Origin of the sequence: Saccharococcus sp. Marseille-Q5394 (genome assembly GCF_946901335.1) — a bacterium.
Classification (GTDB): domain Bacteria; phylum Bacillota; class Bacilli; order Bacillales_A; family Planococcaceae; genus Sporosarcina; species Sporosarcina luteola_C.
Genome location: NZ_CAMPPQ010000001.1, coordinates 1,125,661 through 1,150,937, shown reverse-complemented (window position 1 = coordinate 1,150,937; position 25,277 = coordinate 1,125,661). Strand labels below are relative to the sequence as shown.

General features: G+C 45.5%; 30 protein-coding genes. 18 read left to right on the top strand and 12 right to left on the bottom strand.

Going from position 1 to position 25,277, the window contains the following annotated elements; translation table 11 throughout:
• The first annotated feature begins 15 nt into the window (after positions 1-15).
• The 4 genes from OC538_RS05755 to OC538_RS05740 all read left to right on the top strand — a co-directional run bounded on the left by OC538_RS05755 (position 16) and on the right by OC538_RS05740 (position 3,677).
• The gene (locus OC538_RS05755; protein ID WP_262173635.1) at positions 16-1,239 is read left to right on the top strand and encodes an ABC transporter permease; all 1,224 of its coding nucleotides are present in this window, start codon (positions 16-18) and stop codon (positions 1,237-1,239) included.
• Positions 1,236-2,366 (top strand): ABC transporter permease, encoded by a 1,131-nt coding sequence (locus OC538_RS05750; protein WP_262173634.1) that lies wholly within the window; start codon positions 1,236-1,238, stop codon positions 2,364-2,366. The genes OC538_RS05755 and OC538_RS05750 overlap by 4 nt, the downstream gene beginning before the upstream one ends.
• 1 nt (position 2,367) lies before the next feature.
• Positions 2,368-3,033, top strand: a complete 666-nt coding sequence (locus OC538_RS05745) for an ATP-binding cassette domain-containing protein (protein WP_316044296.1) — start codon at positions 2,368-2,370, stop codon at positions 3,031-3,033.
• Between the two features lie 62 nt (positions 3,034-3,095).
• Positions 3,096-3,677, top strand: coding sequence for a YdcF family protein (locus tag OC538_RS05740; protein WP_262173632.1), 582 nt, complete (start codon positions 3,096-3,098; stop codon positions 3,675-3,677).
• Positions 3,678-3,853: 176 nt separating this feature from the next.
• Here the strand turns inward: OC538_RS05740 and OC538_RS05735 are convergent, their stop codons facing one another.
• Positions 3,854-4,648, bottom strand: coding sequence for a histidinol-phosphatase HisJ family protein (locus tag OC538_RS05735; protein WP_262173631.1), 795 nt, complete (start codon positions 4,646-4,648; stop codon positions 3,854-3,856).
• 97 nt (positions 4,649-4,745) lie between these two features.
• On the opposite strand from OC538_RS05735, the gene hisZ reads away from it, so the two are divergent.
• The 10 genes from hisZ (at position 4,746) to rlmN (ending at position 12,819) form a co-directional block, all read left to right on the top strand.
• Positions 4,746-5,705 (top strand): ATP phosphoribosyltransferase regulatory subunit, encoded by a 960-nt coding sequence (hisZ, locus tag OC538_RS05730; protein WP_262173629.1) that lies wholly within the window; start codon positions 4,746-4,748, stop codon positions 5,703-5,705.
• Positions 5,705-6,340 (top strand): ATP phosphoribosyltransferase, encoded by a 636-nt coding sequence (gene hisG, locus OC538_RS05725; protein WP_262173628.1) that lies wholly within the window; start codon positions 5,705-5,707, stop codon positions 6,338-6,340. Before hisZ ends, hisG begins: the two co-directional genes overlap by 1 nt.
• Entirely contained in the window at positions 6,337-7,632 is a 1,296-nt protein-coding gene (gene hisD, locus OC538_RS05720) for a histidinol dehydrogenase (RefSeq protein WP_262173627.1), read from the top strand. Before hisG ends, hisD begins: the two co-directional genes overlap by 4 nt.
• Positions 7,613-8,197, top strand: coding sequence for an imidazoleglycerol-phosphate dehydratase HisB (hisB, locus tag OC538_RS05715; protein ID WP_262173625.1), 585 nt, complete (start codon positions 7,613-7,615; stop codon positions 8,195-8,197). Before hisD ends, hisB begins: the two co-directional genes overlap by 20 nt.
• Before the next feature lie 13 nt (positions 8,198-8,210).
• On the top strand, positions 8,211-8,924 hold the full coding sequence (hisA, locus tag OC538_RS05710; protein ID WP_262173624.1) for a 1-(5-phosphoribosyl)-5-[(5-phosphoribosylamino)methylideneamino]imidazole-4-carboxamide isomerase: 714 nt from the start codon (positions 8,211-8,213) through the stop codon (positions 8,922-8,924).
• Positions 8,921-9,682 (top strand): imidazole glycerol phosphate synthase subunit HisF, encoded by a 762-nt coding sequence (hisF, locus tag OC538_RS05705; protein ID WP_251694063.1) that lies wholly within the window; start codon positions 8,921-8,923, stop codon positions 9,680-9,682. The genes hisA and hisF overlap by 4 nt, the downstream gene beginning before the upstream one ends.
• Positions 9,676-10,299, top strand: a complete 624-nt coding sequence (gene hisIE / locus OC538_RS05700; protein ID WP_251695244.1) for a bifunctional phosphoribosyl-AMP cyclohydrolase/phosphoribosyl-ATP diphosphatase HisIE — start codon at positions 9,676-9,678, stop codon at positions 10,297-10,299. The genes hisF and hisIE overlap by 7 nt, the downstream gene beginning before the upstream one ends.
• Positions 10,300-10,318: 19 nt before the next feature.
• Positions 10,319-11,392: a histidinol-phosphate transaminase gene (gene hisC, locus OC538_RS05695; RefSeq protein WP_251694064.1), complete on the top strand. Its 1,074-nt coding sequence runs from the start codon at positions 10,319-10,321 to the stop codon at positions 11,390-11,392.
• An 80-nt stretch (positions 11,393-11,472) separates the two neighbouring features.
• On the top strand, positions 11,473-11,655 hold the full coding sequence (locus OC538_RS05690; protein ID WP_251625194.1) for a hypothetical protein: 183 nt from the start codon (positions 11,473-11,475) through the stop codon (positions 11,653-11,655).
• 96 nt (positions 11,656-11,751) lie between these two features.
• Entirely contained in the window at positions 11,752-12,819 is a 1,068-nt protein-coding gene (gene rlmN / locus OC538_RS05685) for a 23S rRNA (adenine(2503)-C(2))-methyltransferase RlmN (RefSeq protein WP_251694065.1), read from the top strand.
• A gap of 84 nt (positions 12,820-12,903) precedes the next feature.
• Here the strand turns inward: rlmN and OC538_RS05680 are convergent, their stop codons facing one another.
• From OC538_RS05680 to OC538_RS05650, 7 genes are all read right to left on the bottom strand, one after another.
• The gene (locus OC538_RS05680; protein ID WP_251694066.1) at positions 12,904-14,325 is read right to left on the bottom strand and encodes a tyrosine phenol-lyase; all 1,422 of its coding nucleotides are present in this window, start codon (positions 14,323-14,325) and stop codon (positions 12,904-12,906) included.
• A 143-nt stretch (positions 14,326-14,468) separates the two neighbouring features.
• The gene (locus OC538_RS05675) at positions 14,469-14,840 is read right to left on the bottom strand and encodes a hypothetical protein (RefSeq protein ID WP_251694067.1); all 372 of its coding nucleotides are present in this window, start codon (positions 14,838-14,840) and stop codon (positions 14,469-14,471) included.
• A gap of 165 nt (positions 14,841-15,005) precedes the next feature.
• Entirely contained in the window at positions 15,006-15,326 is a 321-nt protein-coding gene (locus OC538_RS05670) for a general stress protein (protein WP_251694068.1), read from the bottom strand.
• A gap of 80 nt (positions 15,327-15,406) precedes the next feature.
• The gene (locus OC538_RS05665; RefSeq protein ID WP_251694069.1) at positions 15,407-15,706 is read right to left on the bottom strand and encodes a hypothetical protein; all 300 of its coding nucleotides are present in this window, start codon (positions 15,704-15,706) and stop codon (positions 15,407-15,409) included.
• A 73-nt stretch (positions 15,707-15,779) separates the two neighbouring features.
• Positions 15,780-16,349, bottom strand: a complete 570-nt coding sequence (locus OC538_RS05660) for an SCO family protein (RefSeq protein ID WP_251694070.1) — start codon at positions 16,347-16,349, stop codon at positions 15,780-15,782.
• Positions 16,346-17,758: a sensor histidine kinase gene (locus OC538_RS05655; protein WP_251694071.1), complete on the bottom strand. Its 1,413-nt coding sequence runs from the start codon at positions 17,756-17,758 to the stop codon at positions 16,346-16,348. The genes OC538_RS05660 and OC538_RS05655 overlap by 4 nt, the downstream gene beginning before the upstream one ends.
• Positions 17,758-18,438 carry a response regulator transcription factor gene (locus tag OC538_RS05650; RefSeq protein ID WP_251694072.1) on the bottom strand — a complete coding sequence of 227 codons (681 nt, stop codon included), beginning with the start codon at positions 18,436-18,438 and terminating at the stop codon, positions 17,758-17,760. The genes OC538_RS05655 and OC538_RS05650 overlap by 1 nt, the downstream gene beginning before the upstream one ends.
• Before the next feature lie 161 nt (positions 18,439-18,599).
• Here OC538_RS05650 and OC538_RS05645 point away from each other — a divergent pair, with 161 nt between their 5' ends.
• The 4 genes from OC538_RS05645 (at position 18,600) to OC538_RS05630 (ending at position 21,248) form a co-directional block, all read left to right on the top strand.
• Positions 18,600-19,343, top strand: a complete 744-nt coding sequence (locus OC538_RS05645) for a FixH family protein (protein ID WP_262173618.1) — start codon at positions 18,600-18,602, stop codon at positions 19,341-19,343.
• A 144-nt stretch (positions 19,344-19,487) separates the two neighbouring features.
• The gene (locus OC538_RS05640; protein WP_251694074.1) at positions 19,488-19,820 is read left to right on the top strand and encodes an ASCH domain-containing protein; all 333 of its coding nucleotides are present in this window, start codon (positions 19,488-19,490) and stop codon (positions 19,818-19,820) included.
• A gap of 15 nt (positions 19,821-19,835) precedes the next feature.
• The gene (locus OC538_RS05635; RefSeq protein WP_262173616.1) at positions 19,836-20,267 is read left to right on the top strand and encodes a hypothetical protein; all 432 of its coding nucleotides are present in this window, start codon (positions 19,836-19,838) and stop codon (positions 20,265-20,267) included.
• A 132-nt stretch (positions 20,268-20,399) separates the two neighbouring features.
• Positions 20,400-21,248, top strand: coding sequence for a GNAT family N-acetyltransferase (locus tag OC538_RS05630; RefSeq protein WP_251694076.1), 849 nt, complete (start codon positions 20,400-20,402; stop codon positions 21,246-21,248).
• A 463-nt stretch (positions 21,249-21,711) separates the two neighbouring features.
• On the opposite strand, the gene OC538_RS05625 is transcribed toward OC538_RS05630, so the two are convergent.
• The 4 genes from OC538_RS05625 to OC538_RS05610 form a co-directional block, all read right to left on the bottom strand.
• Positions 21,712-22,593, bottom strand: coding sequence for an IS3 family transposase (locus tag OC538_RS05625; protein WP_262173614.1), 882 nt, complete (start codon positions 22,591-22,593; stop codon positions 21,712-21,714).
• Positions 22,590-22,883 carry a helix-turn-helix domain-containing protein gene (locus OC538_RS05620; RefSeq protein WP_262173613.1) on the bottom strand — a complete coding sequence of 98 codons (294 nt, stop codon included), beginning with the start codon at positions 22,881-22,883 and terminating at the stop codon, positions 22,590-22,592. Before OC538_RS05620 ends, OC538_RS05625 begins: the two co-directional genes overlap by 4 nt.
• Positions 22,884-23,094: 211 nt before the next feature.
• On the bottom strand, positions 23,095-24,273 hold the full coding sequence (locus tag OC538_RS05615; RefSeq protein WP_262173612.1) for a pyridoxal phosphate-dependent aminotransferase: 1,179 nt from the start codon (positions 24,271-24,273) through the stop codon (positions 23,095-23,097).
• A gap of 140 nt (positions 24,274-24,413) precedes the next feature.
• Complete coding sequence (locus OC538_RS05610; RefSeq protein ID WP_262173610.1) at positions 24,414-25,160, bottom strand: hypothetical protein; 747 nt, start codon at positions 25,158-25,160, stop codon at positions 24,414-24,416.
• Positions 25,161-25,277 lie beyond the last annotated feature (117 nt).

Sequence of the window (25,277 nt, the reverse complement as noted above, 5' to 3'; positions counted from 1 at the left end):
ATGGAAGTGGGCTGTTTGATATCGATACGAAATATATTGTTTTTCACGAATGAAAACTTGAAACAGCTGAAGAAGAAGCGGGCGACCCTTCTTCTTCTTTTTCTATTTCCAGTTTTTTTGATCGGATTGTTGGTTGGACTCGCTGCAGGTTTACTCATTCCAGCCGAAAACTCTCCGATTCGCGTTGCATTGATTGATGAGGATCAAACGAAGGAATCGAAGCTGATCAGCTCGTTGTTGACGGAGACGGCAAGCGGGCGAAATTACATAGAAATTTTTCCAGCGTCAAGAGAGGAAGCAGAGCAATTAATTAGCAAAAATGAAATTAGCACTTCTTTTTCATTGCCGAAAAATTTCACTGCCGATCTGTACGAGGGTGAATCGGTGACAATTCCTATGGTAGGAAACCCATCCAGACCAATCGACAGCTTCATTGCGAAACAGCTAGTCGATAGTTTGGCCAGATACATTGCTGCCGCACAAGCGAATATCTTGGTGATTAATGACTATGCAAAGGAGACTCCGATGCCTCGCGAAGAGCGGATGGAGATGATGTTTGAGCAATTCGTCGATTTCACTCTCTTTACATTAGGCAAGGATAAACTGTTGGATGAAGAAGTATTGAAGAACTCGGCAACATCGTCGCCAATGAATTATTTTATGTTATCGGGTTGGTTCATCGTCTTTTCTGTCTGGCTGTTATCATTTTACATCGCGCTGGTTGATGTTGAGTCGAAGTCGATGGCCACAAGAATGAAACTATTCGGCGTCAGCGTTGGCCAGCGGGTGGCAGGGAGGCTGATCGTCTCCTTATTCGTTAGTTCACTGCTCGCTGGATTCACTTTTTTCATATTGGTTAATTTGCTGCGAATTGAATTCTACGCGGTGGACATGATGCGATTCGGGTTATTTGGATTGTTGTATGCATTCATTTTGCTAAGTGGCATTGCACTGATCGGCATATGGATACCAGGAAAGAAGATTGTGCTGTTTTTGCAATGCATCTTCGTTTTTAGCGCTGTTCTAGTAAGCGGTGCATTGATTCCGACATTGTATTTTCCACAGTCGTTCCAAAATCTTCTCTCCTATTTATTTTCACCGATTGCCCTTCGGTGGATGATGGATCTAGTGCTGGAAGGCCGGAATTATGCAAATTACACAGCCTTGGTTATCTATTCGTTTAGTGCATCTCTAGTCTTATGGATATCGTTCAGCTTGAAAGAGAGGTGGAGGCAATGAATCGGTTGCCTGCTCAATTTTTCAGATTGAAAAAGGAATGGAAAGGTGTCGGCTTCTGGATGCTCATGCCGATCCTGTTGACGGTTTTCGTAATGAACACATTCGGTGCTTTGCAGGAAGAAGCGAAGGTGCCGATTGCGCTTATTGTTGAAGATTCATCTCCATTGGCAAAGCAATTGGCACATGAAATTGAGAAAAATGACATGTTATCTGTTCATTATATGGAGCTTGACGATGCGCTACATAACTTGAAGCAGCATGAACTCGACAGTGCTTTCGTCATTCGGGAAGGGTACGGCGAATCCGTGCTGGCGAATAAGAGGAACAGGTTGATTGAAGCGTATTCCTCCAATCGCTCCTTCGCATATCCGGCAATTTCCGAAACTGTCATGTCACTTGCCCAGCAGGATATTTCGAGGTCGAAAGCGGCAACGGTCATCAAACAGATGTTGCTTGAATATGGCATGGAAGATAAATGGGATTATGATGAGATTATCCGAAGAAGCGAAGAGAAGCAACGGAATGAAAGCCTACTTCGAACGAACTTTTCATACGGCAAGCAAGCAGGACAGGCCGAGGAAAAGCCGCTGGAACTATTGAATAGCAGGGCGGTTTGGGCGTTTTTCACAATCATCTCCGCCTTTTTCCTGTTCGATTGGATGATCACGGAAAGCCGACCTTCTATGCAAGTGAGATGGCTGTATACATCAAAGTCGTTTAAAAGCCATGCTGTGCGGATGTTAGGCTTGTATTCATTATTGACGTTATTGTCGGATGGTCTCACTTTACTAGTGTTCCAATTTGTTTTACAGGAGCAGGTTACGTTGTCTTTGATCCTCCCGATGCTCGCATTCAGGGTGACACTGAATCTCCTCGCATTTTTGCTGGCGATTGTGTATCAGCAATTGTTCATGTATTACCTGACGGGGATTGCCGCGGCTCTACTATTGACAGTCACTGGTGGCGCCGTCGTGCCGCTCGATGCCTTCTCCCGAAGGTGGCAGTGGGTTGAAATCATCAGTCCGGTGCGCTCATTGATGACGACGACGATTCCGGTCGTGTGGCTCATGTTGTTACTTCTAATGCTGGTTGCTTGGATGGTGAAAGGGGGAAAACGGTTTGCTTGAAGTGGAAGGTGTACAAAAACGGTATAAACGGAGAAGTGTATTGAAAGATGTTTCATTTCAAATGAATGAAGGGGAAATTGTCGGGCTAGTCGGAGAGAACGGTGCCGGAAAATCGACATTATTGCAAATTTTGGCAACGGCAATGGAACCTACCGCTGGCGAATTGCGTTTAGATGGTAAGCGGTATGAGGATGATTTCAAGCAATTACGTCAGATCATCGGTTATGTGCCCCAAGATATTTCTGTGTGGGAGGAGTATACGGTAGAAGAGAATATGCGTTTTTTCGAAAGGCTTTCATGGAAAAAGAGATCGCCGGAAGAATGCAGGAAACTTTGTCTTGATATGCAATTAACCCAGTGGAAGGAACCAGTCCATTCTCTATCTGGAGGGATGAAGCGCAAGCTCAATTTGGCGATCAGCTTATTGCATGACCCAATTCTTCTTTTATTGGATGAACCGACAGTCGGCATCGATTTGAAATCAAAAACGGAAATCGGCAGCTATTTGCTGAACCTTGCCAAAAAGGAAGGCAAAATGATTCTGTATACATCGCATGACATGGATGAAATTACGAATGTGTGCGACCGTGTCTATTCGATCGGTGACGATCCGTTTTATCCAACGTTGCTGAAGGAGCGGGGAATTGAAGTGGAACAGCTGACGTGACGGAATCAGCCATTTTTCACCCCGACATCTCATATACTAAAATTGATTGAATAGGTGATCAAGTGAAGAAAACGAAGAAGTTGGGGATGACAATCGGAATTACGGCAGTGCTGTTCGGCTTAGGAACTTGGCTGTTGTTGGGCAAGTGGATGACTGATGGAATGGAGCCGTTGGCGGATGGCTCGTTGGAATATGCCTTCATCCTCGGTGCTAAGGTCAATGGGGAGACGCCGTCACTCACTTTGCGCTATCGATTGGAAGAAGCGCTCTCCTACGCGGAAGAATATCCTGACGTGAAATTCATCTTGTCAGGGGGCCAAGGTCCGGATGAAGACATTGCAGAAGGGGAAGCGATGCGTCGATATTTGATGGAGTATGGCGTGCAGGAAGAACGTCTGCTGCTTGAGACGGAGTCGACTTCGACGTATGAGAACATCCTTTATTCAAAAAGACTCCTGCCAGATGATGTCGAAGCAGTCACAATCATCACAAGCGATTTTCATTTGGCGAGAGCAAGGATGATTGCGGATAGCATGGATCTCGAGACAGACGCATTGCCTGCGAAGACACCGAAGTCAGTGGAAGCGAAGCACCACATAAGGGAAAGGCTCGCGCTAATTAAGACGGTTATTGTTGGGAAATGAAATAGCAGACAGCCCGCGTCCAAAGCGGGCTGTTTTGTTCTCAAAGAATGTGGTTCCGTGCTCAAAGACCATGGTATCGCGCTCAAAGACCGCTGTATTGCGCTTATAGCCCGTGGTCCGCGCCTAAATCAATCGCCGTCACTCCGCCTAAAGCACTCCTAACGGGTACTTTCTAGTTAACATGCATCAATCGAATGGAAAGACGGTTTCAATCCTTCAAACGTTGCAATATAATTAAAACCGATCGACCGCAACAGCTCCAGCGACTCCTTGAAATCGAAAGCGATGTCTTCCGGCTTATGCGCATCAGACCCAAGCGTAATGATTTCCCCGCCGCATTCCTTATACAGCTTCAACACATCATCACTCGGCAACCCGTTCGGCAGTCCATAACGGACACCGGACGTATTCAACTCGATCCCTTTTCCAGCAGGGATGATCACGCTAAATATTTCACGCAGCACATCATGGAAATCATTATCGATGACTTCAGGCGCATACCGTTTAATCAAATCAACATGTCCTAAAATGGAATAGTTCGTAAAGTTTTTCACACAATGCAGCAATTCATTGTAATACTTCAATGAGGCATCCTCTACGGTAATCCCCTTGAAAAGATCCCCATAATGCAAGCCTTTCCGCTCGACAGTATGCATCGAGCAAATGATGAAATCAAACGACTCCGCTTTCAGCATTTCATCATAGCGGTCCAATAAATGCGGCTGTACACCAATCTCGACGCCCTTCTTGATGTAGATCTTCCCATTATACCGCTTGCGCAATTCATCAATCCGCTCACCATATTTCCGTTTATCAAAATCAAACTCAATTGAATCATCGGGATAATCATAATCGATATGTTCCGTGAAACAGATTTCAGAAAGGCCTTTTGCAATTGCCCCTTTCACCATCTCCTCCATATCAACATTACAATCTCCCGAAAATGAACTATGCATATGGTAATCAAACATAAAAAAATCCTCCTATCAGTTGACAAATGAGAAAAATAGATTTATAGTACGTTATAACTTTAACGTAGTAAAGCGATGAAGTAAAGGTGGTATGCAAATGAATTCCGGATTGAAAGAAGCAGAAACGTACGAGCAAGTGATCAATACGTTAAGCAATACATTTTCAACATATGGGTTCCAACGGATCACGACACCGGCTTTTGAACGATATGATCTTTATTGCAAAGTGACGAGTTCCGTTAACCGGAAAGAGATGGTGAAAGTGATCGATCCATCTGGAGAAGTTCTTGTCCTCAGACCCGATGTGACGATACCGATTACACAGGAATTGTCTCACGCTCACCGCAAGCTGACAAGTGAACACCGCTTTTATTATATACAGGAAGTGTTTCGGCGGGCATCCGACCCGACTGAGAAAACCGAGCGGACACAAGCAGGCATCGAATATTTTTGCAAACGGTCGCCAGAGGTGGATGCGAAAACAATTTCCTTGGCGCTAGAGACGATGAAGGATTTGAAGTTCAATGACATCAAAATTGAAATTGGGCATACCGCCTTCTTCCATGAAATGATGTCGCAGCTTCCATTAACAGAATTACAAAGCGATCAGTTGAAAGTATGTATACAGGCGAAGAACAGTGTTGAGATTGGTGAACTCCTGTCAAACGTTGATGCAGATGATGCAATCAAACATGCCATTACGCAAATTCCTCATCTTTATGGAAAACCGGAAGAAGTGTTGAAACGGGCGGAAGAGATCTCCACTACATCACGCATGCAAGAAACTCTTTCTTATATCGAAGAAGTTTGCAGCCGGTTAAAGGACCTTGACGAGCATCTCGTCCTCGATTTCGGGTTGATTAACCGAATGGACTACTACTCGGGCATCCTGTTTCAAGGATATGTCGGACGTTTTGGCAAACCGGTATTGATGGGCGGGCGGTATGATCAATTGGGCCACGAGTTCGGAGCTGACCTGCCCGCAATTGGATTTGCTTGTGAAATCGAATCATTAGTGAAGGCTTCCGATAATCAGAAGCAAAAGGGGGATGTCTGATGGATTGTTTGACTGTTGCGATGGCAAAAGGAAGGATTGCGAATCAGGCGATTGCACTATTGGAGGAGGCGGGTATCCTATTCTCAGACTTTACCGTTAAAAGCAGAAAGCTCATCTTCATGGAGGATTCGAACTCCATCAAACTGATTTTCGTGAAAGCGGTAGATGTGCCGACGTACGTAGAACAAGGTCCAGCGGATATCGGGGTGATTGGCAAAGATGTTCTGTTGGAAGATCCAAAGGACGTTTATGAACTGTTGGATCTCGTTATAGGGAAATGCAAATTATCCGTTGCGGGATATCCGGAACTGGAGCTCAACGAACTAACTCAGTTGACGGTTGCTTCCAAGTATCCGAAGATAGCAAAGCTCCATTTTGAACAGAGAGGAATCCGCACCAATATTATCGAACTGAATGGGTCAGTTGAATTGGCACCGCTTATTGGTTTGGCAGATTGTATTGTCGACATCGTTGAAACAGGCACAACATTAAAAGAGAATGGCTTAGTCGTAATTGAAGACGTTGCAGAAGTAAGTGCTAGATTGATTGTGAATAAAGCCAGCTATGCCATGAAGACAGAGCGGATCCAGAAATTCATTGCCGATGTCAAGTCAGGGCTGGAGGTGTATTCATGAAAATCGTCACTGCAGAAGACTATAAGGTAGAAATCAAGAGACGGAACGAGCAGTCCATAGATCTGGAGTTTGACCGGAAGGTACTATCGATCATCAACGATGTCCGTATGAACGGGGATGCGGCTTTACATATGTATACTGAACGGTTCGACAACGTGAAGTTGCAGAATTTCATTGTCGCAGATGATGAATTCGATGAAGCCTATACGCTCGTTTCGGAAAATTTCATCGCATCTCTCAAGAAAGCGAAACGGAGAATTACCGACTTTCATGAAGAGCAGAAAGAACGTTCCTGGTTCATCCGACAAGAAAGAGGCATTTTGCTTGGCCAACAAGTGACCCCAATTGAACGGGCCGGCATTTACGTGCCTGGCGGGAAGGCAGCTTACCCATCGACTGTGCTGATGAATGTCATCCCCGCAAAAATCGCAGGGGTCGGCTATATTGCCATTTCGACTCCACCGCAACCTGACGGGAAAGTGAACCCGCATGTATTGGTAGCTGCGAAGGAAACAGGCGTGAACGTCGTCTACAAAGTCGGCGGCGCTCAGGCGATTGCAGCATTAGCCTATGGCACTGAATCGATCCGGAAGGTGATGAAAATTACCGGGCCTGGCAATGCATACGTTGCTAGGGCGAAAAAGTGGGTATTTGGTGACGTTGGAATTGATATGATTGCGGGTCCAAGTGAAATCTGTGTGTTGGCGGATGAAACCGCAAACCCTGCATACGTTGCGGCAGATCTATTGTCCCAGGCGGAGCATGACGAACGGGCGGCTGCCATTTGTGTGACGACTAGCGAACAGTTTGCAGGAAATTTGGTGGCGGAAGTCGAAGAGCAGCTTCCCAAGATGGATCGGACGGAAATTGCGAGCCGCTCCATAAACGATTTCGGTCGCATCATCATCGTTGATTCGCTAACGGAAGCGATTGAAGTAGTGAACGAAATCGCACCGGAGCATCTGCAAGTGATGGTGGAAAATCCGATGGCGCAGTTGCCATTCATCCGGAACGTGGGTGCCATATTCCTCGGGGCTTATTCACCGGAAGCATTGGGCGATTATATGGCAGGACCGAACCATACATTGCCGACTAGCGGAACAGCCGCTTTCTCGTCTCCGTTAGGTGTTTACGATTTTCTTAAAAAGTCGAGCATCATCCATTATTCAAAGCACGCATTCAATGAAGTGGCAGATGACATTATAGTTTTGGCGGAAGCGGAGCGGTTGACGGGCCATGCCGAGTCGATCCGGCTGCGGAAAGGGGAGCGCAATGAGAAGCGGGAAAATTAGTAGAAGCACTGCAGAAACGGCAATTGAACTTGAATTTGCGATCGATGGAACAGGGAAAACGGATATTCGGACGGGTGTCGGATTTCTTGACCATATGTTGACGCTGTTCGCGAACCATGGAAGATTCGATTTGACGGTTGATTGTGATGGAGATCTCGCCGTCGACCAACACCATACGGTTGAAGATATCGGCATCGTGCTTGGCCAGGCGTTCAATCTCAGCATTGGAAAGAAGGAAGGCATTGAACGGTATTCGACTGTGTCGACACCGATGGATGAAGCCTTATCCACAGTATCACTCGACATAAGCGGACGCTCCTTCCTCGTTTATAATGTCGAAGGATTGAAAGACAAAGTAGGGGATTTTGATACCGAGCTTGTGGAAGAGTTTTTCCTCGCTTTCACCCGGCATGCAAGTGTGACGTTGCATATCAATTTACACTACGGGAAAAACAGCCACCATTTCATCGAATCCATTTTCAAAAGTTTTGGTAGGGCTTTGCGCATCGCGAGTTCATTAAACCCTGAAATTGAAGGGGTTCCATCGACAAAGGGGATTTTATAAGGGGGAGTCGACAATGATTTTATTTCCGGCAATTGATATTAGAGGAGGCAAATGCGTCCGTCTTATACAAGGCGACTATGCCCAGGAGACCGTCTATCATGAATCACCATCGGAAGTGGCGAAGGAATGGGAAAGGCAAGGCGCCGAGTACATACACGTCGTCGATTTGGACGGCGCGAAAACCGGTGATTCATTAAATGCTGAAGCAATAAGGGAAATCGTGAAGGCTGTGAATATCCCTATACAAGTCGGTGGAGGAATCCGGTCGATGGAAACGATCGATTCGCTAATCGTAAGCGGCATCAGTAGGGTCATTATCGGGACGGCTGCCATTCAAAACCCACAGTTTGTTGAAGAAGCGGTCGCCAAGTATGCCGAAAAAATCGCAGTGTCGATCGACGCACGAAATGGACTCGTCGCGACGGACGGTTGGACGGAAACGACTGATGTTAAAGCGGTCAAATTGTTGCGATGGCTGGAAGGTGTAGGCGTCAAAACGGTCGTGTATACCGACATCATGAAAGACGGCATGCTGCAAGGCCCGAATTTCGATGAATTATATGTGGTGAGCAAAGCATCCGATATGGACATCATCGCTTCCGGCGGTGTATCGACCAATCTTGACATCGACAAGCTGAAAATGATGAATCTGTATGGCGCCATTATCGGAAAAGCACTGTATGAAGGGAATCTATCTTTGGAAACAGTATTGGGGGGACAGAGATGAAGAAACGAATCATAGCTTGCATGGACGTCGATAATCGGAAAGTTGTGAAAGGGAAGAAGTTCCTCGATGTTCAGGAAGTTGCAGATCCGCTGACGCTTGCGAAAAAATATGTAGCGGACGGTGCGGATGAACTCGTCTTTTATGATATATCTGCCTCTACGAAAAACAGGGAAATGTTCCTCGATTTGATTGCAGAGATTGCGAAAGAGGTACCGATTCCTTTCATCGTGGGGGGAGGCATCCGGACAATCGAAGACATCGGGAAGATTTTTAGTGTCGGCGGGGATAAAGTGTCCATTAATAGTGCCGCTTTGCTGAATCCAGAGTTGATCCGACAAGCTGCGGAGAAATTCGGTTCCGAACGGATTATCCTGTCAATGGACGTTAAGAAGACCGGTCCCGGAAAATGGTCTGTCTTTGCAAAAGGCGGTATGGAAGAGACCGGGCTGGATGCAATCGAGTGGGCAGTGAAGGGTGAGCAACTTGGAGCAGGTGAACTCGTCGTCAACAGCATCGATGAAGACGGCGTGAAGAATGGCTATGATATCGAGCTCTACAGAGCGATGGCATCCGCGGTCGGCATTCCGGTTGTTGCAAGCGGTGGAGCAGGCAAGTCTGAGCATTTCGTGGAAGTGTTGACGGAAGGGAAGGCGAGCGCCGCACTTGCCGCATCGGTCTTCCACTTCGAAGAAATCCATATTGGAGAATTGAAGATGTATTTGGACGAACAAAAACAAGTTGTTGGGAATGAATCATGATGAATATCGATATAGGTGCACTTATATATGATCAGAACGGTTTGATTCCCGCTATCGTACAGGATGAGCGGACAGGGGAAGTGCTCTTGCTCGCTTATATGAATCGGGAATCCATTCAAAAGACGCTTGAAACGAAAGAGACTTGGTTTTATAGCCGTTCGAGGCAGGAGCTTTGGAATAAAGGCGCGACTTCCGGCAATCGCCAAATTATCAAACGGATTTCCGTCGACTGCGATCAGGATGCGATCCTCATCCAAGTGGAGCCGGCCGGGCCCGCTTGCCATACGGGTGAAACGACTTGCTTTCATTCTATCGGCTTTGAAGAGAATAGCTCCGTACGCGGCATCGTCCATGAAATTGTGAACGAAATCAAAGAACGACGAGCGAACCCGATTGAAGGCTCCTACACATCGTATCTGTTCCGCGAAGGAGTGGATAAAGTATTGAAGAAGATTGGGGAAGAATCAACTGAAGTCGTCATCGGGGCGAAAAATCGGAATAAGGATGAATTGACGAATGAACTTGCCGATTTGACGTATCACACGCTTGTCCTCATGGAATTGCTCGATGTGTCAGTCGAAGACGTGAAAGGGATCCTTAAGGAAAGAAGGACTTAGAATAGTGAGGTGTGGCGGAATGAATAAATTTTGGAGCGAAATGGTGAAAAGAACCGAGCCGTATGTGCCGGGTGAACAACTGAATGAGCCGGATATCATCAAATTGAATACGAATGAAAACCCGTATCCACCAAGTCCACGCGTAAAAGAGGCGATATTGGAAGAGTTGGAGGGAAAGCTCCGGCTATATCCATCCCCGACAGCGGACGGACTACGACAAGTCATTGCAGAAACGTACGACTTGTCAAAGGACGAAGTTTTCGTTGGAAACGGGTCGGATGAGGTTCTTGCCTTTTCATTCATGGCCTTCTTCCATCCGGATAAACCAATCCGCTTTCCGAACATCACATATAGCTTTTATCCGGTTTACGCAAAGCTGTTCAACATTCCATATGAGCTAGTTCGTGTGAATGAAGATTTCACTTTGCCCGCGGAATCCTTCTTCGGATCTGAAGGCGGAGTCATCATACCGAATCCAAATGCACCGACGAGCCTTTATATGGAGCTTTCATCAATCGAATCCATTTTAATCAATAATCCCGAAAGAGTAGTCATTATCGATGAAGCGTATATTGATTTTGCAACCGTATCTGCTGTGGAATTGGTGAGGTCCTATAAGAATCTTCTCGTCATTCAGACGACATCAAAATCTCGATCACTTGCAGGCATGCGGGTCGGCTATGCAATCGGCCATCCAGATTTAATTGAGGCACTTGTGCGGATCAAGGATTCATTCAACTCCTATACGGTGGACAGGCTTGCAATCGCCGGGGCGACGGCTGCATTCAAAGACCAGGAGTACTTCGACAGCACGGTATTGAAAATTAAAGAGACACGGGACCGACTTAGTGAAGTTTTGAAGGAGATGGGCTTTTACGTGCTATCGTCACAAGCGAATTTTGTATTCGCATCACATTCCCACAAGGCTGCATCCGAGTTGTATATGCAATTGAAAGAAGAAGGGATTCTCGTCCGTCACTTCAATCAACCTGATATCGATAACTATCTACGCATTTCGGTTGGTACGGACGAACAGATGGACAGCCTGCTTCGAAAACTGGAACAATTGCTTGCAGTCGATAGCCGAAATTGAAAAAGAGGATGGCAATGCGGGACAGGGAACTGCTATACTGTTGTCAAATGGAAGTTTTAGCGTAAAGGAGGAGCATCCAGATGACTACACCGAAATTCATCGATATCGCATTGATCATCTTCTTAGGCTATTTTGCAATAGACCGTTTCACAAAAGGACAGACGGGCATCGCCATTTTCTTCACTGTCTTGGCACTTATGAATGTATTCGTTCTACTTATGAAAATAAAACAGGATAAAAACAAGGCGAATGAGCCAAAGTAATGTAAGCTGTCTGTAGATGAGGCAGCTTTTTTCTTCTGTTTTCGCCGTTTTCATGGTATAATAACCGAATGCAAAAGTGAGAAGTGAGGAATTGACATGAAAAAATCAATTTACGGCTTGACCCTCGAACAGCTGACAGATTGGCTAGTCGAAAATGGACAAAAGAAATTCCGTGCTGCACAAGTGTGGGACTGGCTTTACAAAAAGCGTGTCACGGACTTTGCAGACATGAAAAATATAAATAAAGAGTGCATCCAACTTTTGGATGAGAATTTTGTAATACAGACGCTTGAACAGTCGGTAAAGCAAGTTTCCGACGACGGGACGATCAAATTCCTTTTCAAAATGCAGGACGGGAACTTGATTGAAACCGTTTTGATGAAATTCCCGTACGGCCACTCAGTATGTGTAACAACACAAGTCGGATGCAATATCGGCTGCAGTTTTTGCGCCAGTGGTTTATTAAAGAAAAACAGGGATTTGGATGCCGGGGAAATCGTCGGTCAAATCATGAAAGTGCAACAGCATCTTGATGAAGTAGGAAATGGGGAACGTGTCAGCCATATCGTCGTCATGGGTATCGGCGAACCGTTCGACAACTATACGAATTTGATGAACTTTCTCCGTGTCATTAATGATCAAAAAGGGTTATCAATCGGTGCGCGTCACATCACCGTTTCAACGAGCGGCCTGACACCGAAAATCCGCGAGTTCGCTGAAGAAAATATCCAAATCAATTTGGCGGTATCCCTTCATGCGCCGAACAATGATCTGCGGACGAGAATCATGAAAATCAATAAAGCGTATCCGATTGAAAAGCTGATGGACTCGATCGATTATTATTTGGAAACGACAAACCGCCGGATCACTTTCGAATACATTCTGTTGGATGACGTGAATGATCACGTAGCTGAAGCCGAGCAATTGGCAAAACTACTGTATAATAAACGTCATTTGTCTTACGTCAACCTCATCCCGTATAACCCGGTCGATGAGCACGGGCAATACCAACGAAGCAAACCTGAAGCGATCAAGTCGTTCCACGATACGTTGAAAAAGCGCGGCATTAACTGCGGCGTCCGATGGGAGCAAGGTACGGACATCGACGCGGCTTGCGGACAATTGCGAAGCAAGCAAATCAAGAAAGATAAAGTAGCGAAATAAATCATAAGAACGCATGCCAGTAAAAATGGCATGCGTTTTTTGCATCAAGGGCTCAATTAATCGCGCAAGGGCTTCATTACCAACCTACGCGTTAATCTTCCTATTCTCCTCGCCGATCAACTCACCAGTTTCCGATAGCGGCGCAAAACGTGCATTGAAGAAACGGAGTGTCGGCGGCTCGTAGACCATATTCAACCCGCAAATCGAATCCCTTTTTTCATATAGCGCCAAAATCGAATCGACCACGACATCCATATGATTATTCGTATACACCCTGCGAGGAATCGTCAAACGCACCAGCTCGAGATTCGGCCGATTATGCTCGCCAGTTTTTAAATCTCGTCCCGCGGAAATGATTCCGCGCTCCATGCTCCGCACACCCGAATCCAAATAGAGGGCAGCGGCAAGTGCCTGTGCCGGGAATTCCTCTTGGCTCAAATGGGGGAGGAATGCACGTGCATCCAAAAAGACCGCATGGCCGCCAATCGGCTGCACAATCGGAATTCCTGCATCCAAAAGCTGTTGCCCGAGATGTCTGACCTGACCAATCCGGTGTTCAATATAATTGTCATCGACCGCTTCGCGAATACCGATTGCCATCGCTTCCATATCCCGGCCAGCCATTCCGCCATAGGAAGGCATACCTTCATAAACCACAACGAGCTCGCGTGAACGGATATAGAGATTCTCGTCATTCATCGCGAGGAATCCGCCGATATTCACAAGGCAATCCTTTTTCCCGCTCATCGTGCACCCGTCGGAATACGACATCATTTCCTTTAAAATGTCCGAAACAGGTCGATCCGCATATCCAACCTCACGCTCCTTAATAAAGTAAGCGTTTTCAACGCAACGCGTCGCATCGAGCATAACATCGATATTGTGAGATTTGCACAGTTCATAGACCTCTCTCATATTTTGCATGCTGACAGGCTGGCCGCCTGCCAGATTCACGGTGACCGCCAGGCAGACGTATGGAATCTTTTCAGCACCGACTCTTTGAATCAAATTCCGTAGTTTATCCAAATCGACATTCCCTTTGAACGGCAGGTCGATGGATGGATCATGGGCTTCGTCAATAATGATGTCGACAAACGTTGCCCCATTCATCTCCTGGTGGGCGCGTGTCGTCGTAAAATACATATTGCCTGGTACATAGTCGCCTTCTTTGATTTTTAGCTGCGACAAGATATTTTCCGCACCTCGACCCTGATGCGTCGGCAGTACGAAGCGATAGCCATACACATCACGGACGGCCTGTTCCAGTCGCTTCCAGCTTTTGCTTCCGGCATAAGCTTCATCGCCCGTCATTAGCGCTCCCCATTGCGCGTCACTCATCGCCGTCGTCCCGCTGTCAGTCAACAAATCGATGTACACATCTTGCGAATCAATCAAAAACGTATTATACCCAGCTCGTTCAAGTGACTCTTTGCGTTCCTCATAAGTTAGCATGGAAAGCGTCTCCACACATTTAATCTTGTAAGGTTCGGCCGTTCTTCTTTTCAATAAAAACATCCCCTTTTGAAAAAGATTCTCCCTATTTCACTATATCTCTTGGAAACCTACTATTCAATGAATTTCCAATAGTTTTACTCGAACGCAAAAAAAAGACCGCACTTCATATATATGAGGCGGCCATTCATCCATTCCTATTCTTTTAATTTTCGGATGCCGATGACGATGAATTGCACTATAATGCCGAGCCCAAAACCGAACGTCGTGATGATGAATAACGATAGGACTCCAATTAGGTCTCCAAATCCGTTTTGGTCCATGAGGAAGCTGCGGAAAAACTCAGCGAATCCTAATATGAGGGCGGCCATGAAAATCCGGAAGGCAATCTTCATTTTATAGAAGAGCAAAGAAGACGCCAGTATGCCGACGGTTAGACTGAATACACCGAACGTCAAGTAGTTCTTGAACACCAATTCTGTCCCTAAGACGGTCCGAATCCCTAAGATGAGCAGCACGAACGAAGTCAGAGCTGTAAAAAAACCTATTTTCCATAATTTATTATCCAAAGAATTGCACCTGCTTTCATTACATATCATAACGGAAAAAAGGCGTTACGTGTAGAATGCAGGTACGATTAAATGAAAAGGCGGCTGCTCCCCATTAAAAGTGGGGGATACAGCCGCCAGAATTAAATTACGTTAGAAAATCCAGTAATTGTCCATAAAAAGGCATTACTTCTTCGCGATCAATACAAGTTTTCCGTGGTCAAGCTCTTTTTCTGCATCAGCGGCATCCTCTGCTGTCAATCCGGCTGCCTCCATTTTGCTGCGGAGTTCGTCTCCACGGGAAGTGAACATGTTTTTCATACTGTCAAGGAAGCCTTGTTCCTTCATGCCGACAGTTTCTGTGTCAAGTGCATCCGTAATATGTTCGGTCCTTTTTTTATCATGGGCAAAAATATAGATATCGTCATGAGTATATCCTTGTGTCGTCAATTCATCAATTTCCTTCTTAGCTTGTACTGCATTTTCAACGATTTTTTTCAAAACCATAGTAAAATTACCTCCCAATTGTATTTGTACTATCTATACCTCAAATAAGACAAATTAAACAAAAGGAAGTGCCCCGTACGTTAAATAGAGAAAGGATCGCCTTTTAACCGCTTATAGGATCTGATGAATTCATTTGGATCTTCCTTGACGCCAAAAGTGAAAACTCCCCGATTCGTATGCAGGTAAAAAAGCCCTGTGCCATTTGAAAATGGGCGATACGAAACATCGAGGACATGCTCCAATGAAAAAGTATGTTCCGATGTGACGATTGCTTCCTCGGATAAAAGAAGGGTGCGGGTCGTTTGCTGGTGTTTCTGGGTAAACCAATCGATTGACCGCTCGATTGTGAAATAATGTAAAGAAGAGACGGATTCTTTCAATAGGATTCCTCCTGGAAATTGTATATTGCAACCATGCTATCAGGTTTATGCTTCTGCGCCAATTAATCCGGTATCATTTCACAAGTCGTTCCACTTCACTGATCATTTGTTCTTCAAATGACTCCTCGAAATAACTATATTCATCCACGATATAGCCTTGCTGATCGATGATGTAAAAGTTCGTTCCGTGGATGACTTGCTCGGTTTCATTCGGCTTCTGTACAATCGTTTGGAATTGATTTAATGCCAATTTCTCGATTGTATCCTGCGAATACCCCGTCAATAAATGCCAGTTCGACTCGTCTTCCGAAAACTGTCCAATATATTCCTTTAATAGTTGCGGTGTATCAGTTTCCGGATCGACGGTGAATGTCACGAATTCCACTTCAATGCCTTGCTCCTTGAATGCTGATTGCAAGTCGGACATTTTTTGGGACATTGGAATGCAGACCGATTCGCAGGCGGTGAATATAAAATCTGCAATCCACACTTTTCCGGAAAGCTGTTCGGTGCCGAACAGATCACCATTTTGATCCGTGAATGAGAAAGAGGTCACTTGCCTGCCCGTTTGCTTCGGCTGGCCGCAAGCGGACAACAGAAACCCGGCAATGACAAGCATGAAAAGCAATCTGATTGTTTTCAAGATACATCCCCATCTTTCATCTGATTTACAAAACGGACAGTTACCGTAGTTCCAGCCGCCTCATCGCTTTCGATGGAAAAGGTGCCACCATGCAGACGAATGATCTCCTTCACGATCGATAGTCCGAGTCCCGACCCTCCAGTCGTTCGGTTCCTAGCCTTGTCGGTTCGGAAAAAACGCTCTCCGATCCTGCCGATATCGTCTTCAGGTATGACAATCCCTTCATTTGTCACTTTTAATTCTGCATATTGCCCTACAGACTTAAGCTGAATTGCCATTATCCCTTCATCGGTGGAGTATTTGACGGCATTGTCGATGATGTTGTACAAAACTTGCTGAATCCTCTTCGGATCGCCTGTCAAAATAAGGTCTTCCTCAATATCAATCCGCAATTCCAAACCTTTTTCTGAAATGAGAATGTTGAATAAATCCAGCGTGTCCAAAATGATTTGCGCTATGACAATCGGTTCATCGATAAGGACATACAGTTCCTCCTGTAGGTGATTCAGTTCGACCAAATCATTGATCAGCTTATTCAAACGCACAGTTTCTTTTTCAATCGTCGTCAAGTAGCTCTCCGCTTCTTCGGGTGATGAATAGATCTTTTCCTTCAAGACATGTGTATAGCCGCCAATATACGTCAATGGAGTCCGCAGCTCATGGACGAGGTTGGACGTAAATTCCTTTTTCCGATTTTCCTGCTCCTCGAGTGACAGGCTCATCGAGTTGAATGCATTTGCCAATTGGCCGATCTCATCCTCGCGGTCGGTTTCGATTCGGCTGCTGTAATTCCCTTTAGAAACTTCAGCCGAAAGCCGCTGGAGATCCTGTAACGGTCTGAACAGCGACTGCCATGCACGATTCAAGACAAGAAACAGAACAAAAAAGAACAAAGTGCCTACAGATACCAGCAGGGGAATGCTTTCCCGAAAGACATCTTGAATCGCTGCGAGCGGGATATATATGTAAATGAATCCGAGTAGACCCGTTTCGCCCTTGATTGGGAAAATGGCTCCTAGAACTTCGCGATCCAACTCCTCTACATAGCCTTTTTTCATAATATAAGCGCCTTGATTGAGCCTTTCCCGGTCCGCATTGCTGACAAGATTTTCATAATTGATTTTGTAGGGGAAATAAGAAGTCAGGTCTTCCAACTGGTCCACAACAATTACTTCGTATTCGGAGACGATGTTGTACCATTGGATCTTTTCAATGATTTCATCACTCAACTCGCCGTAATGGTAATGGGATGCAGTCCTCTTTCCTTGATAGACGATTGATTCTTCAATGCTCGAAAGATACAGCTTGGAATAAAGGAAGTGTATAAAGAAAAATGAAAATAGGATCGTGAAAGCGAGGCTCGATAATAGGACAACTAATATCTTTTTGCTCAATGTGAGCTTTTTCATCATTTCACCTCAAGCTTATAGCCGATGCCCCATACCGTTTCAATCATGCTTTCCGCTTCTCCCAATTTTAACCGTAATGTCTTGATATGTGTATCAATGGTACGATCGGTGCTTTTGTGGCGATCCCCCCATACGAGGCTCAATAGTTGTTCCCTCGTATAGACACGTCCAGGTTTTCTAGCAAGCGTCTCCAGGATTCCGAACTCCTTCACCGTTAAAGAAATCGGCTCGTTATTCAAAGTGACCTTATGCGCAAGATGATCGATGACGAGAGGTCCGACTGTTAGTAATGATTGAGATTGATGTTGGTGTTGATACGATCTTCTTAAAACGGATTCCACTCTTGCAATCAGCTCGCCTGGCATGAATGGCTTGACAATATAATCATCGCCTCCAATTTTAAGGCCTTCCACCTTATCCCATTCCTCTCCTCTAGCGGATAAAAAAATTATAGGGATGTTCGTCTTCCGCTTCATTTCTTTGGCAAATTCGAATCCGTTCATATACGGCATCATGACATCTACAATACATAAATGGGGCTGCAGATTATACACTTTCGTCAAAGCGTCCATGCCGTCAGTCGCTTCTTCGACGGCATAACCGTCTTTTGCAAGGAAAGTGCGCACTAAATTCCTCATTTGCGGTTCATCATCTATAATTAAAATCGTATATGGCTTCATCAAAATATCCTCATTTCACAGATATAATCAATTATAATTTACTTGGTAGATGTGAAATACTTATGAACAGCTACACTTCATAGTTACTTCGCATTTACTTGATAATATCATATTAGGTTAATCCGTTTATTCAAATAGAAGAAACAGTGGAGGGAACCATCATGAAAAAGAGATACAAACTGCTTGGCCTGATCATCGGGTTAGGTATGTTATCCGCTTGCGGAAAAGATGTGGATGACGGCTCTGCAGTGGAAGTGCTGCCATTGGAAGTTGACTTGACAGTAACCGAACAGGCCGAAGTGGGCGATACAGTGAATATGGAAGCCCTCGTTACATACGGGGAGGAAAAGGTAAGTGATGCTGATAAAGTCGTCTACCAAGTGTGGGAAGAAGGGAAGAAAGACGACTCAGTCATGATCGACTCCGTCAATGAAAAGGACGGCACCTATACAGCAGAAACATCATTTGAACACGACGGAATATTCCATGTTCAAGTACATGTGGACGCAAGAGATCTGCATACGATGCCCGTGAAACAAGTGACAATCGGTAAAGGTGCACAGGCTGAAGGCGAGGAACAGGGACATGAACACGACCATGGACATGCAGAAGGTTTTGCGCTCCATTTCGTGAAGCCGGAAAATGTTGCGGCGGGTGAAGAAACGGAATTGATGACCCACTTACAGATTGACGGAAAGCCTCTTGTAGATGCGAATGTGCGTTATGAGGTTTCAAGCGATGTCCTCGGTGAAAAGCATCTTTGGATTGATGCAGAGGAAACTACACAAGGTGAATACACAGCGGTCCATCCATTCGAGCAAGCTGGGGTGTACACAGTGAAGATTCATGTGAAAAATAAAGACGGCTTGCATGAGCATGAGGAATTTACAGTAGAAGTGAAGTAAGAATTCATTCCAATTCAATCGTAATGATTGTGACTGTATCGTGAAATTCTAGTATGATGCTGCAAAGTTTACAATCGTTACGTCTGGAAGTATTGACAGGGAATCGATATGATAGAGGTAGATTCAGAAGAGGAGCGATGCATTATGAATGGATTACCAGAAAAGACTTGCTCGGTTGAACGGCTCGTCACTATTCCAGAAGATGTCGAAAGAGTATTAAAAGGTGAAAAAACCGCAACAAGACGGAATGGCGTCTATGCGTATCCAGATGAGATAATGGTGTTAGATGGAAAAGAGTTTAAAATTGATAAGCTCTACAAACAGACACTTGGTGAAATGACCGATGAACATGCGAAGCAGGAAGGGTTTGCTAACATGGAGGATTACAAGCAATCAATTCTTGCTTTGCACCCGAAAATGCCATGGCTTCCGACAATGAGCGTCTGGGTTCACGAATTCAGCCCAGTCTCAAAGTAAGATGACATGAAATACATGTATGGGACAATTGTATTTGTCCACGTCGTCTCCGCAGTCCTTGCAATCGGCCCGTTATTCCTATTGTTGCCGACAATCAAAAGGCTGCGGAACGTCGATCTTCCAACCGAAAATGCATACTTGACGATTATCAAGATTATTATCAGGCTAGTCATGCATGCCGGTCATCTGCTCGTCATTTCCGGCGCATTGCTTTTGCTGACCGGTCCATGGCCATGGTATACATCCTGGGTGATTACGACCCTTGCAATCATGCTAGCATCCGGCGTTTTCCTGTCAAGCGGATTTACAAAGGTTCTCCGAAGATATTATTTACCCAATAGCCATAAAGGGGAAATTCTGACCGTTCTGACGACGACTGCTTGGATCTATATAGGATTGATGCTCGTTATGCTTTGGCTCATGGTGCAAAAACCGATGCTTTGGTGAAATGAATACTAGATTACATAACATGAGGATGTGCAGTCGTTTGCTGCATGTCCTTTTTTATTCATTGAAAAAATACCGTGACAATTCAGTTACTAGAGTATATAATGCTCAGAAACGAAATGGGGGATTTGGATGGAGTTTGTTCAATATGAGGATGCTGAGAAATTTGCGGAGGTGGCGGAGCCGGTCATCGAGAAAAACGAGGATGTATTCAGCCTTTTCTACGGTATCTTGCAAGCGATAAAAGCGGGGAAATATGAAAATCCTTTCATGGCGGTTGTTTTGGATAGGGGAGAGGCGCTTGCTTTATTGCAGATGACCCCGCCACATCCGTTAAATCTCGTCATTGTGGATGAAAGCAGGAAGGATGAGACAATCGATTTCATCGTACGGGAATTGCGATCGGCTTCAGTGCCTGTTCCATCTATCATCAGCGTGAAACAATGGGCGATTGCATTCGCAGACGTTTGGGAGCGTCAAACAGGGAAGAAGCAAAGACTGCTCATGGATCAGGGACTTTATCGGTTGGATGAAGTTGAGGAGAAGCTAGAGATGAGCCCGGGAAGCTGGAGGTTCGCTTCCGGCGAGGATGCTCCGCTAATCGAAAAATGGTTTGCATTGTTCGAGGAAGATGCCAATCTGGATAGGACATTACCGGAGCTCATTCAAGAAAGGGTCGCGGCATTCCTCGATGCCCGGGAAGTTTTCCTATGGGAGGATGAAGGGAAAGTCGTCTCGATGATGAAGAAATCAAGACCTACAAAAAACAGCGTCACCGTGTCTCTCGTGTTTACACCGAAAGAGGAACGGAAAAAAGGTTATGCCCGCACGATGGTCGCGCAAGGTTCGAAGGAGCTATTGAAAGACTATGAATTCTGCATGCTTTATACGGATATGATGAACCCTACATCGAATAAGATTTATAAGGAAATCGGCTATAAACATATCGCGGATTCACTCCATATTGGATTCGAAAAGTAAGAATAGGTATCGCGCGCTCAAAGTGAGCGGTTCCGCGCCCAAAAAGGCAGGTCCCGCGCCCAAAGAAGGCGGTCCCACGCGCATAGAGGTGGGTCCCGCGCCCAAAAAAGTGGGCTCCGCGCTCAAAGAAGGCGGTCCCGCGCCCAAAGAGGTGGGTCCCGCGCCCAAAGAGGTGGGTCCCGCGCCCAAAGAGGTGGGTCCCGCGCCCAAAGAGGTGGGTCCCGCGCCCAAAGAGGTTGACTTACTACCTGTCAATAGGACACTTAATAAAACGCTCAGTAATTTTTGTTGCGCACATCTCATTTATTTACAAATATACCGGTTTGCGACTTGACATGGAGCCTCTGCAGGCATGATTCCCGAACCAGGATAACCAGCCGGTGACAGCTGGTTCTACCCGATGAGGCTATCATGCCTGCTGCTCCACGTAAAGTCGCCAGCCAGTGCCTTGCGTTCCTTCCGCTCAAGCAGCCTCAGTCAGCCGGTAAGCGATTGGACTCTTCTTTAATTTCAATTGCGGCCTCAATTCGTTATAATAGGTGATGTAATCGGTGACGGCTTTGATCATCTCCTTACGGGTCTCCGGAACGGAGAAGCCCGGCATCTCTGTCTTCAACTTGCCGAAGAAGCTTTCGATGCAGGCATTGTCCCAGCAGTTGCCTCTGCGGGACATCGATTGGATGATTTTCATTTCCTTCAACCGGTTCACGTATCTGGGACTTGTGAATTGAACACCTTGATCACTGTGTAGGATCGTGTTCTTTTTTACAAGTCCTTTTTCTTTTAGTTGATCAAGTGCTTTGAACACCAGCCCTGTCGTCATGTCCTCCCCGATACTGTAGGCAACGATTTCATTGTTGTACAGATCCGTGATGGCGCAGAGGAACAGGAAGTTCTCACGTGGCTTGACGACTTTCAGGTAGGTGATGTCGATGCAAAGTTTCTTTCCAGGTCTCTTCGCTTTGAAATTACGATTTAACAGGTTACCTACAATATGATGAATCTCCCCGGCTTTTCTCGGCTTTCTACGTTTCGTCTTCAAAGGAAGGTTATACATCCTCCGCATCCGTGAAATCTTCTTCACATTTACGACGTCACCATATTTTTCATAAAGCTCGATCTTGAACCTCTCATTTCCCAGATTTCCTCCGTGGGTGATATAGAGGGACAACATCTTGTTCAATAACGGCTTATCCCGTTCTTCCCGCGTCGGCCCCTTTTTACCGTCAAGAAGTTTATAGTAATGAGTACGGCTTAGATGATCGGTTATCTTGGTCAACATCGTGATTGAGAACTCATCCTTATGAGCTTCTACAAATTCAAAATCGGCTTGTGTCGCATTCACTCCTCTCTCAGCCGTATAAGCTTTTTTAAATACAAAACCTCTAATTTCAGACGTTCATTTTCCTCTTCGATGGATTCCTTCCTCTTTCTTCCTTTATTCATCAGGCCACGCCGATCCCTTAAGACGTCAAATGAATTGGCATCCCGCACTTTCTTGGACCACTCATAGATTCTTCTTCGGTTGGATATATCAAATCTCTCCATCAACTCTTTAACTGTATAGCCCTCAAAAAATAGTTCCACTACTTCCTTTTTCTCCTCAAACGTATACATCCTTGGCTTTGTTTCCATTTTAGCAACACTCCTATACTATTGATTATAAGTGTGCGCTTTATAGTTTGTCTTATTAGATGGTATTATCTCAGTGGGCTCCGCGCCCAAAGAAGGCGGTTCCGCGCCCAAAAAGGTGGGTCCCACGCCCAAAGCAGACAACCTCGCGCCCAAAGCCACCATTCGTCGCGCGTGAAAAAGGGTCGCCTCAACCGAAGGCGGCCCTTTCATATCATGCTTCACTCACAGAAAATATCCCCAACTTCTCAATTCTGCGGACGGCTTCTGCAATGCGCTCTTCACTTGCCAGCAGGCCGACCCGCACATAACCTTCGCCGTGCGTGCCGAAGCCGTTTCCAGGAGCAACGACGACTCCCGCCTGGTGTAGAAGAATATCCGCAAACGCCTCACTCGTATAGCCTGGCGGAACGGGCAGCCAGGCGAAGAAGGACGCTTTGGGCGCTTCTACATCCCATCCGATCCGTTTGCATTCGGCAATGAGTACATTTCTACGTCTCTCATACAATGCAGTCAGTTCACGTACACATGCCTGATCTTCTGTCAAAGCAGCGATAGCGGCGTGTTGGACTGCTGGAAAAAGACTGATGAATAAGTAGTGCTGAAGTTTATTAATTGCCTCGATCATTTGTCGATTCCCAACGGCAAAGGCGACTCTCCAGCCGGCCATGTTGTATGTCTTCGATAATGTGTACATTTCAATTCCGATCTCTTTTGCACCTTTTGCTTGCAGGAAGCTGACAGGCTTCTCACCGTCGAAACCAATTCCGCCATACGCCATGTCATGTAAAATGAAGATTTCGTTTTCCTTGGCAAATGAAACCGCTTCTTCAAAGAAGGGGACGGTCGCAACTGCGCTTGTAGGGTTGTTCGGGTAATTCAAATACATGATTTTCGCTTTCTGCTTCACGTCTTCAGTTAATGCATCGAAATCGGGCATAAACCCATTTTCCTTAAGGAGAGGCATCGTTTCATAAGTGATGTTCGCAAGACTCACTCCCGATAAATAATCCGGATACCCGGGATCGGGCAGCAATAGCAGTTCGCCTTCATCCATCATCGCCAAAGGAACTTCGACAAGTCCTATTTTGGATCCGCCTAGAACCGCGACTTCTGTATTCGGATCCACATCTACATCATATTCACGTTTGTAAAACTCCGAGATAGCTTCCCGGAATTCCGGAATGCCGTTGAATGGCGAGTATCCGTGAGTTTCCGGACGTTCCGAAGCTTGTTGCAAAGCTTTGATGATATGAGCAGGTGTCGGCTGATCCGGGTTGCCCCTTCCTAAGTTGATAATGTCCAATCCTGCAGCCTTGGCCGCATCGACTTTTTTAACTAATGAAGAAAAGAAATGGGTTGGCATGTTTCGTACACGGTTTGCAATCAACATGTAACGACCTCGTTTTCATAGTTTTTAGACTCGTCTGACTACGCTGTGCTTTCATTCTACTATATGCTTCAGAGGAAACTCAACATGATTTTTTACGGGAAAGGAAAAAGCCGTCGCCCGTTTCGAAACGGGTGGCGGCTTCAATTATTCTGCTTATTATTCATGATGAACGTCAAGAGAGAAACCCAATGGTCGACCTGACGTTGCAAGTCTATATATTCCTTGGAATCCCTTCTCAGCCGTTTATCGAGATTGGCATAGAACCGGATGATGCGGACCGGTTTCGTCTCGTCATCGATAATTATCTTCAATTCAACATTGGCAACTCTGCGGTGAATCGCCTTTTTTGCAATTGGTATCTTTTTATTGATGACCTGTACGACGGATTGGCCGAGCTTTTCGATGCGTTCCATTGTCCCATCGGCTTCGTTCACAACGGTTTGCTGGCGTGTGCCATTTTCATAAACTTCCACCGCCAATAGTGCAGAATAAGGATAGTCAGAAAGTATGTATGGCATTTTGTGAAATGCTTTTGTTATTCGCTTGCCATCGATCAGGGGAGCAGGCTCCCAAAAATGGATTCTGCGATTCCTTTCGTCAACAGCGATTTTTGAAAGTAAATCATCAGCAATAAAAGAATGCGATTCGAAAAAAATCGATGACTTTGGTTGGAAGGTGTCCATATATTCCTTCTGACTTGCTTTCAACTTTTCTTCTGTCCGCGTGGAAAGGGATAAAAAGAGTATTGCAAACCCGAAGAATAAGGCGAAAAAGATAAAGCCGGGAAGGAAGGCATCTCGCTTTATAAAATAAAACATGGCAGCTATTCCAATGATTGGCGCGAGACAGCCGAACCGGACATACCAATTGGATTGTGTAGAAGACAAGTGAACCCCTCATTTCAGAAATGATTAACTAGCAACACGAATAGATTTGTATTTATCATATCGGATGGAAAAACGAATAACAACATCAATAAAAAAGCTGCCCCTCCTTAAAAGGGA

Excerpts from the sequence above, each read along its gene's own strand:
- OC538_RS05630 (WP_251694076.1), top strand. The coding sequence starts at position 20,400 with ATGGAGTTTGTTCAATATGAGGATGCTGAGAAATTTGCGGAGGTGGCG.
- OC538_RS05640 (WP_251694074.1), top strand. The coding sequence starts at position 19,488 with ATGAATGGATTACCAGAAAAGACTTGCTCGGTTGAACGGCTCGTCACT.
- hisA (WP_262173624.1), top strand. The coding sequence starts at position 8,211 with ATGATTTTATTTCCGGCAATTGATATTAGAGGAGGCAAATGCGTCCGT.
- OC538_RS05670 (WP_251694068.1), bottom strand. The coding sequence starts at position 15,326 with ATGGTTTTGAAAAAAATCGTTGAAAATGCAGTACAAGCTAAGAAGGAA.
- hisB (WP_262173625.1), top strand. The coding sequence starts at position 7,613 with ATGAGAAGCGGGAAAATTAGTAGAAGCACTGCAGAAACGGCAATTGAA.
- hisC (WP_251694064.1), top strand. The coding sequence starts at position 10,319 with ATGAATAAATTTTGGAGCGAAATGGTGAAAAGAACCGAGCCGTATGTG.
- OC538_RS05620 (WP_262173613.1), bottom strand. The coding sequence starts at position 22,883 with ATGGAAACAAAGCCAAGGATGTATACGTTTGAGGAGAAAAAGGAAGTA.
- OC538_RS05645 (WP_262173618.1), top strand. The coding sequence starts at position 18,600 with ATGAAAAAGAGATACAAACTGCTTGGCCTGATCATCGGGTTAGGTATG.
- OC538_RS05655 (WP_251694071.1), bottom strand. The coding sequence starts at position 17,758 with ATGAAAAAGCTCACATTGAGCAAAAAGATATTAGTTGTCCTATTATCG.
- OC538_RS05690 (WP_251625194.1), top strand. The coding sequence starts at position 11,473 with ATGACTACACCGAAATTCATCGATATCGCATTGATCATCTTCTTAGGC.
- rlmN (WP_251694065.1), top strand. The coding sequence starts at position 11,752 with ATGAAAAAATCAATTTACGGCTTGACCCTCGAACAGCTGACAGATTGG.
- hisZ (WP_262173629.1), top strand. The coding sequence starts at position 4,746 with ATGAATTCCGGATTGAAAGAAGCAGAAACGTACGAGCAAGTGATCAAT.
- OC538_RS05650 (WP_251694072.1), bottom strand. The coding sequence starts at position 18,438 with ATGAAGCCATATACGATTTTAATTATAGATGATGAACCGCAAATGAGG.
- hisF (WP_251694063.1), top strand. The coding sequence starts at position 8,921 with ATGAAGAAACGAATCATAGCTTGCATGGACGTCGATAATCGGAAAGTT.
- hisG (WP_262173628.1), top strand. The coding sequence starts at position 5,705 with ATGGATTGTTTGACTGTTGCGATGGCAAAAGGAAGGATTGCGAATCAG.
- hisD (WP_262173627.1), top strand. The coding sequence starts at position 6,337 with ATGAAAATCGTCACTGCAGAAGACTATAAGGTAGAAATCAAGAGACGG.
- OC538_RS05615 (WP_262173612.1), bottom strand. The coding sequence starts at position 24,273 with ATGTTGATTGCAAACCGTGTACGAAACATGCCAACCCATTTCTTTTCT.
- OC538_RS05635 (WP_262173616.1), top strand. The coding sequence starts at position 19,836 with ATGTATGGGACAATTGTATTTGTCCACGTCGTCTCCGCAGTCCTTGCA.
- OC538_RS05735 (WP_262173631.1), bottom strand. The coding sequence starts at position 4,648 with ATGTTTGATTACCATATGCATAGTTCATTTTCGGGAGATTGTAATGTT.
- OC538_RS05750 (WP_262173634.1), top strand. The coding sequence starts at position 1,236 with ATGAATCGGTTGCCTGCTCAATTTTTCAGATTGAAAAAGGAATGGAAA.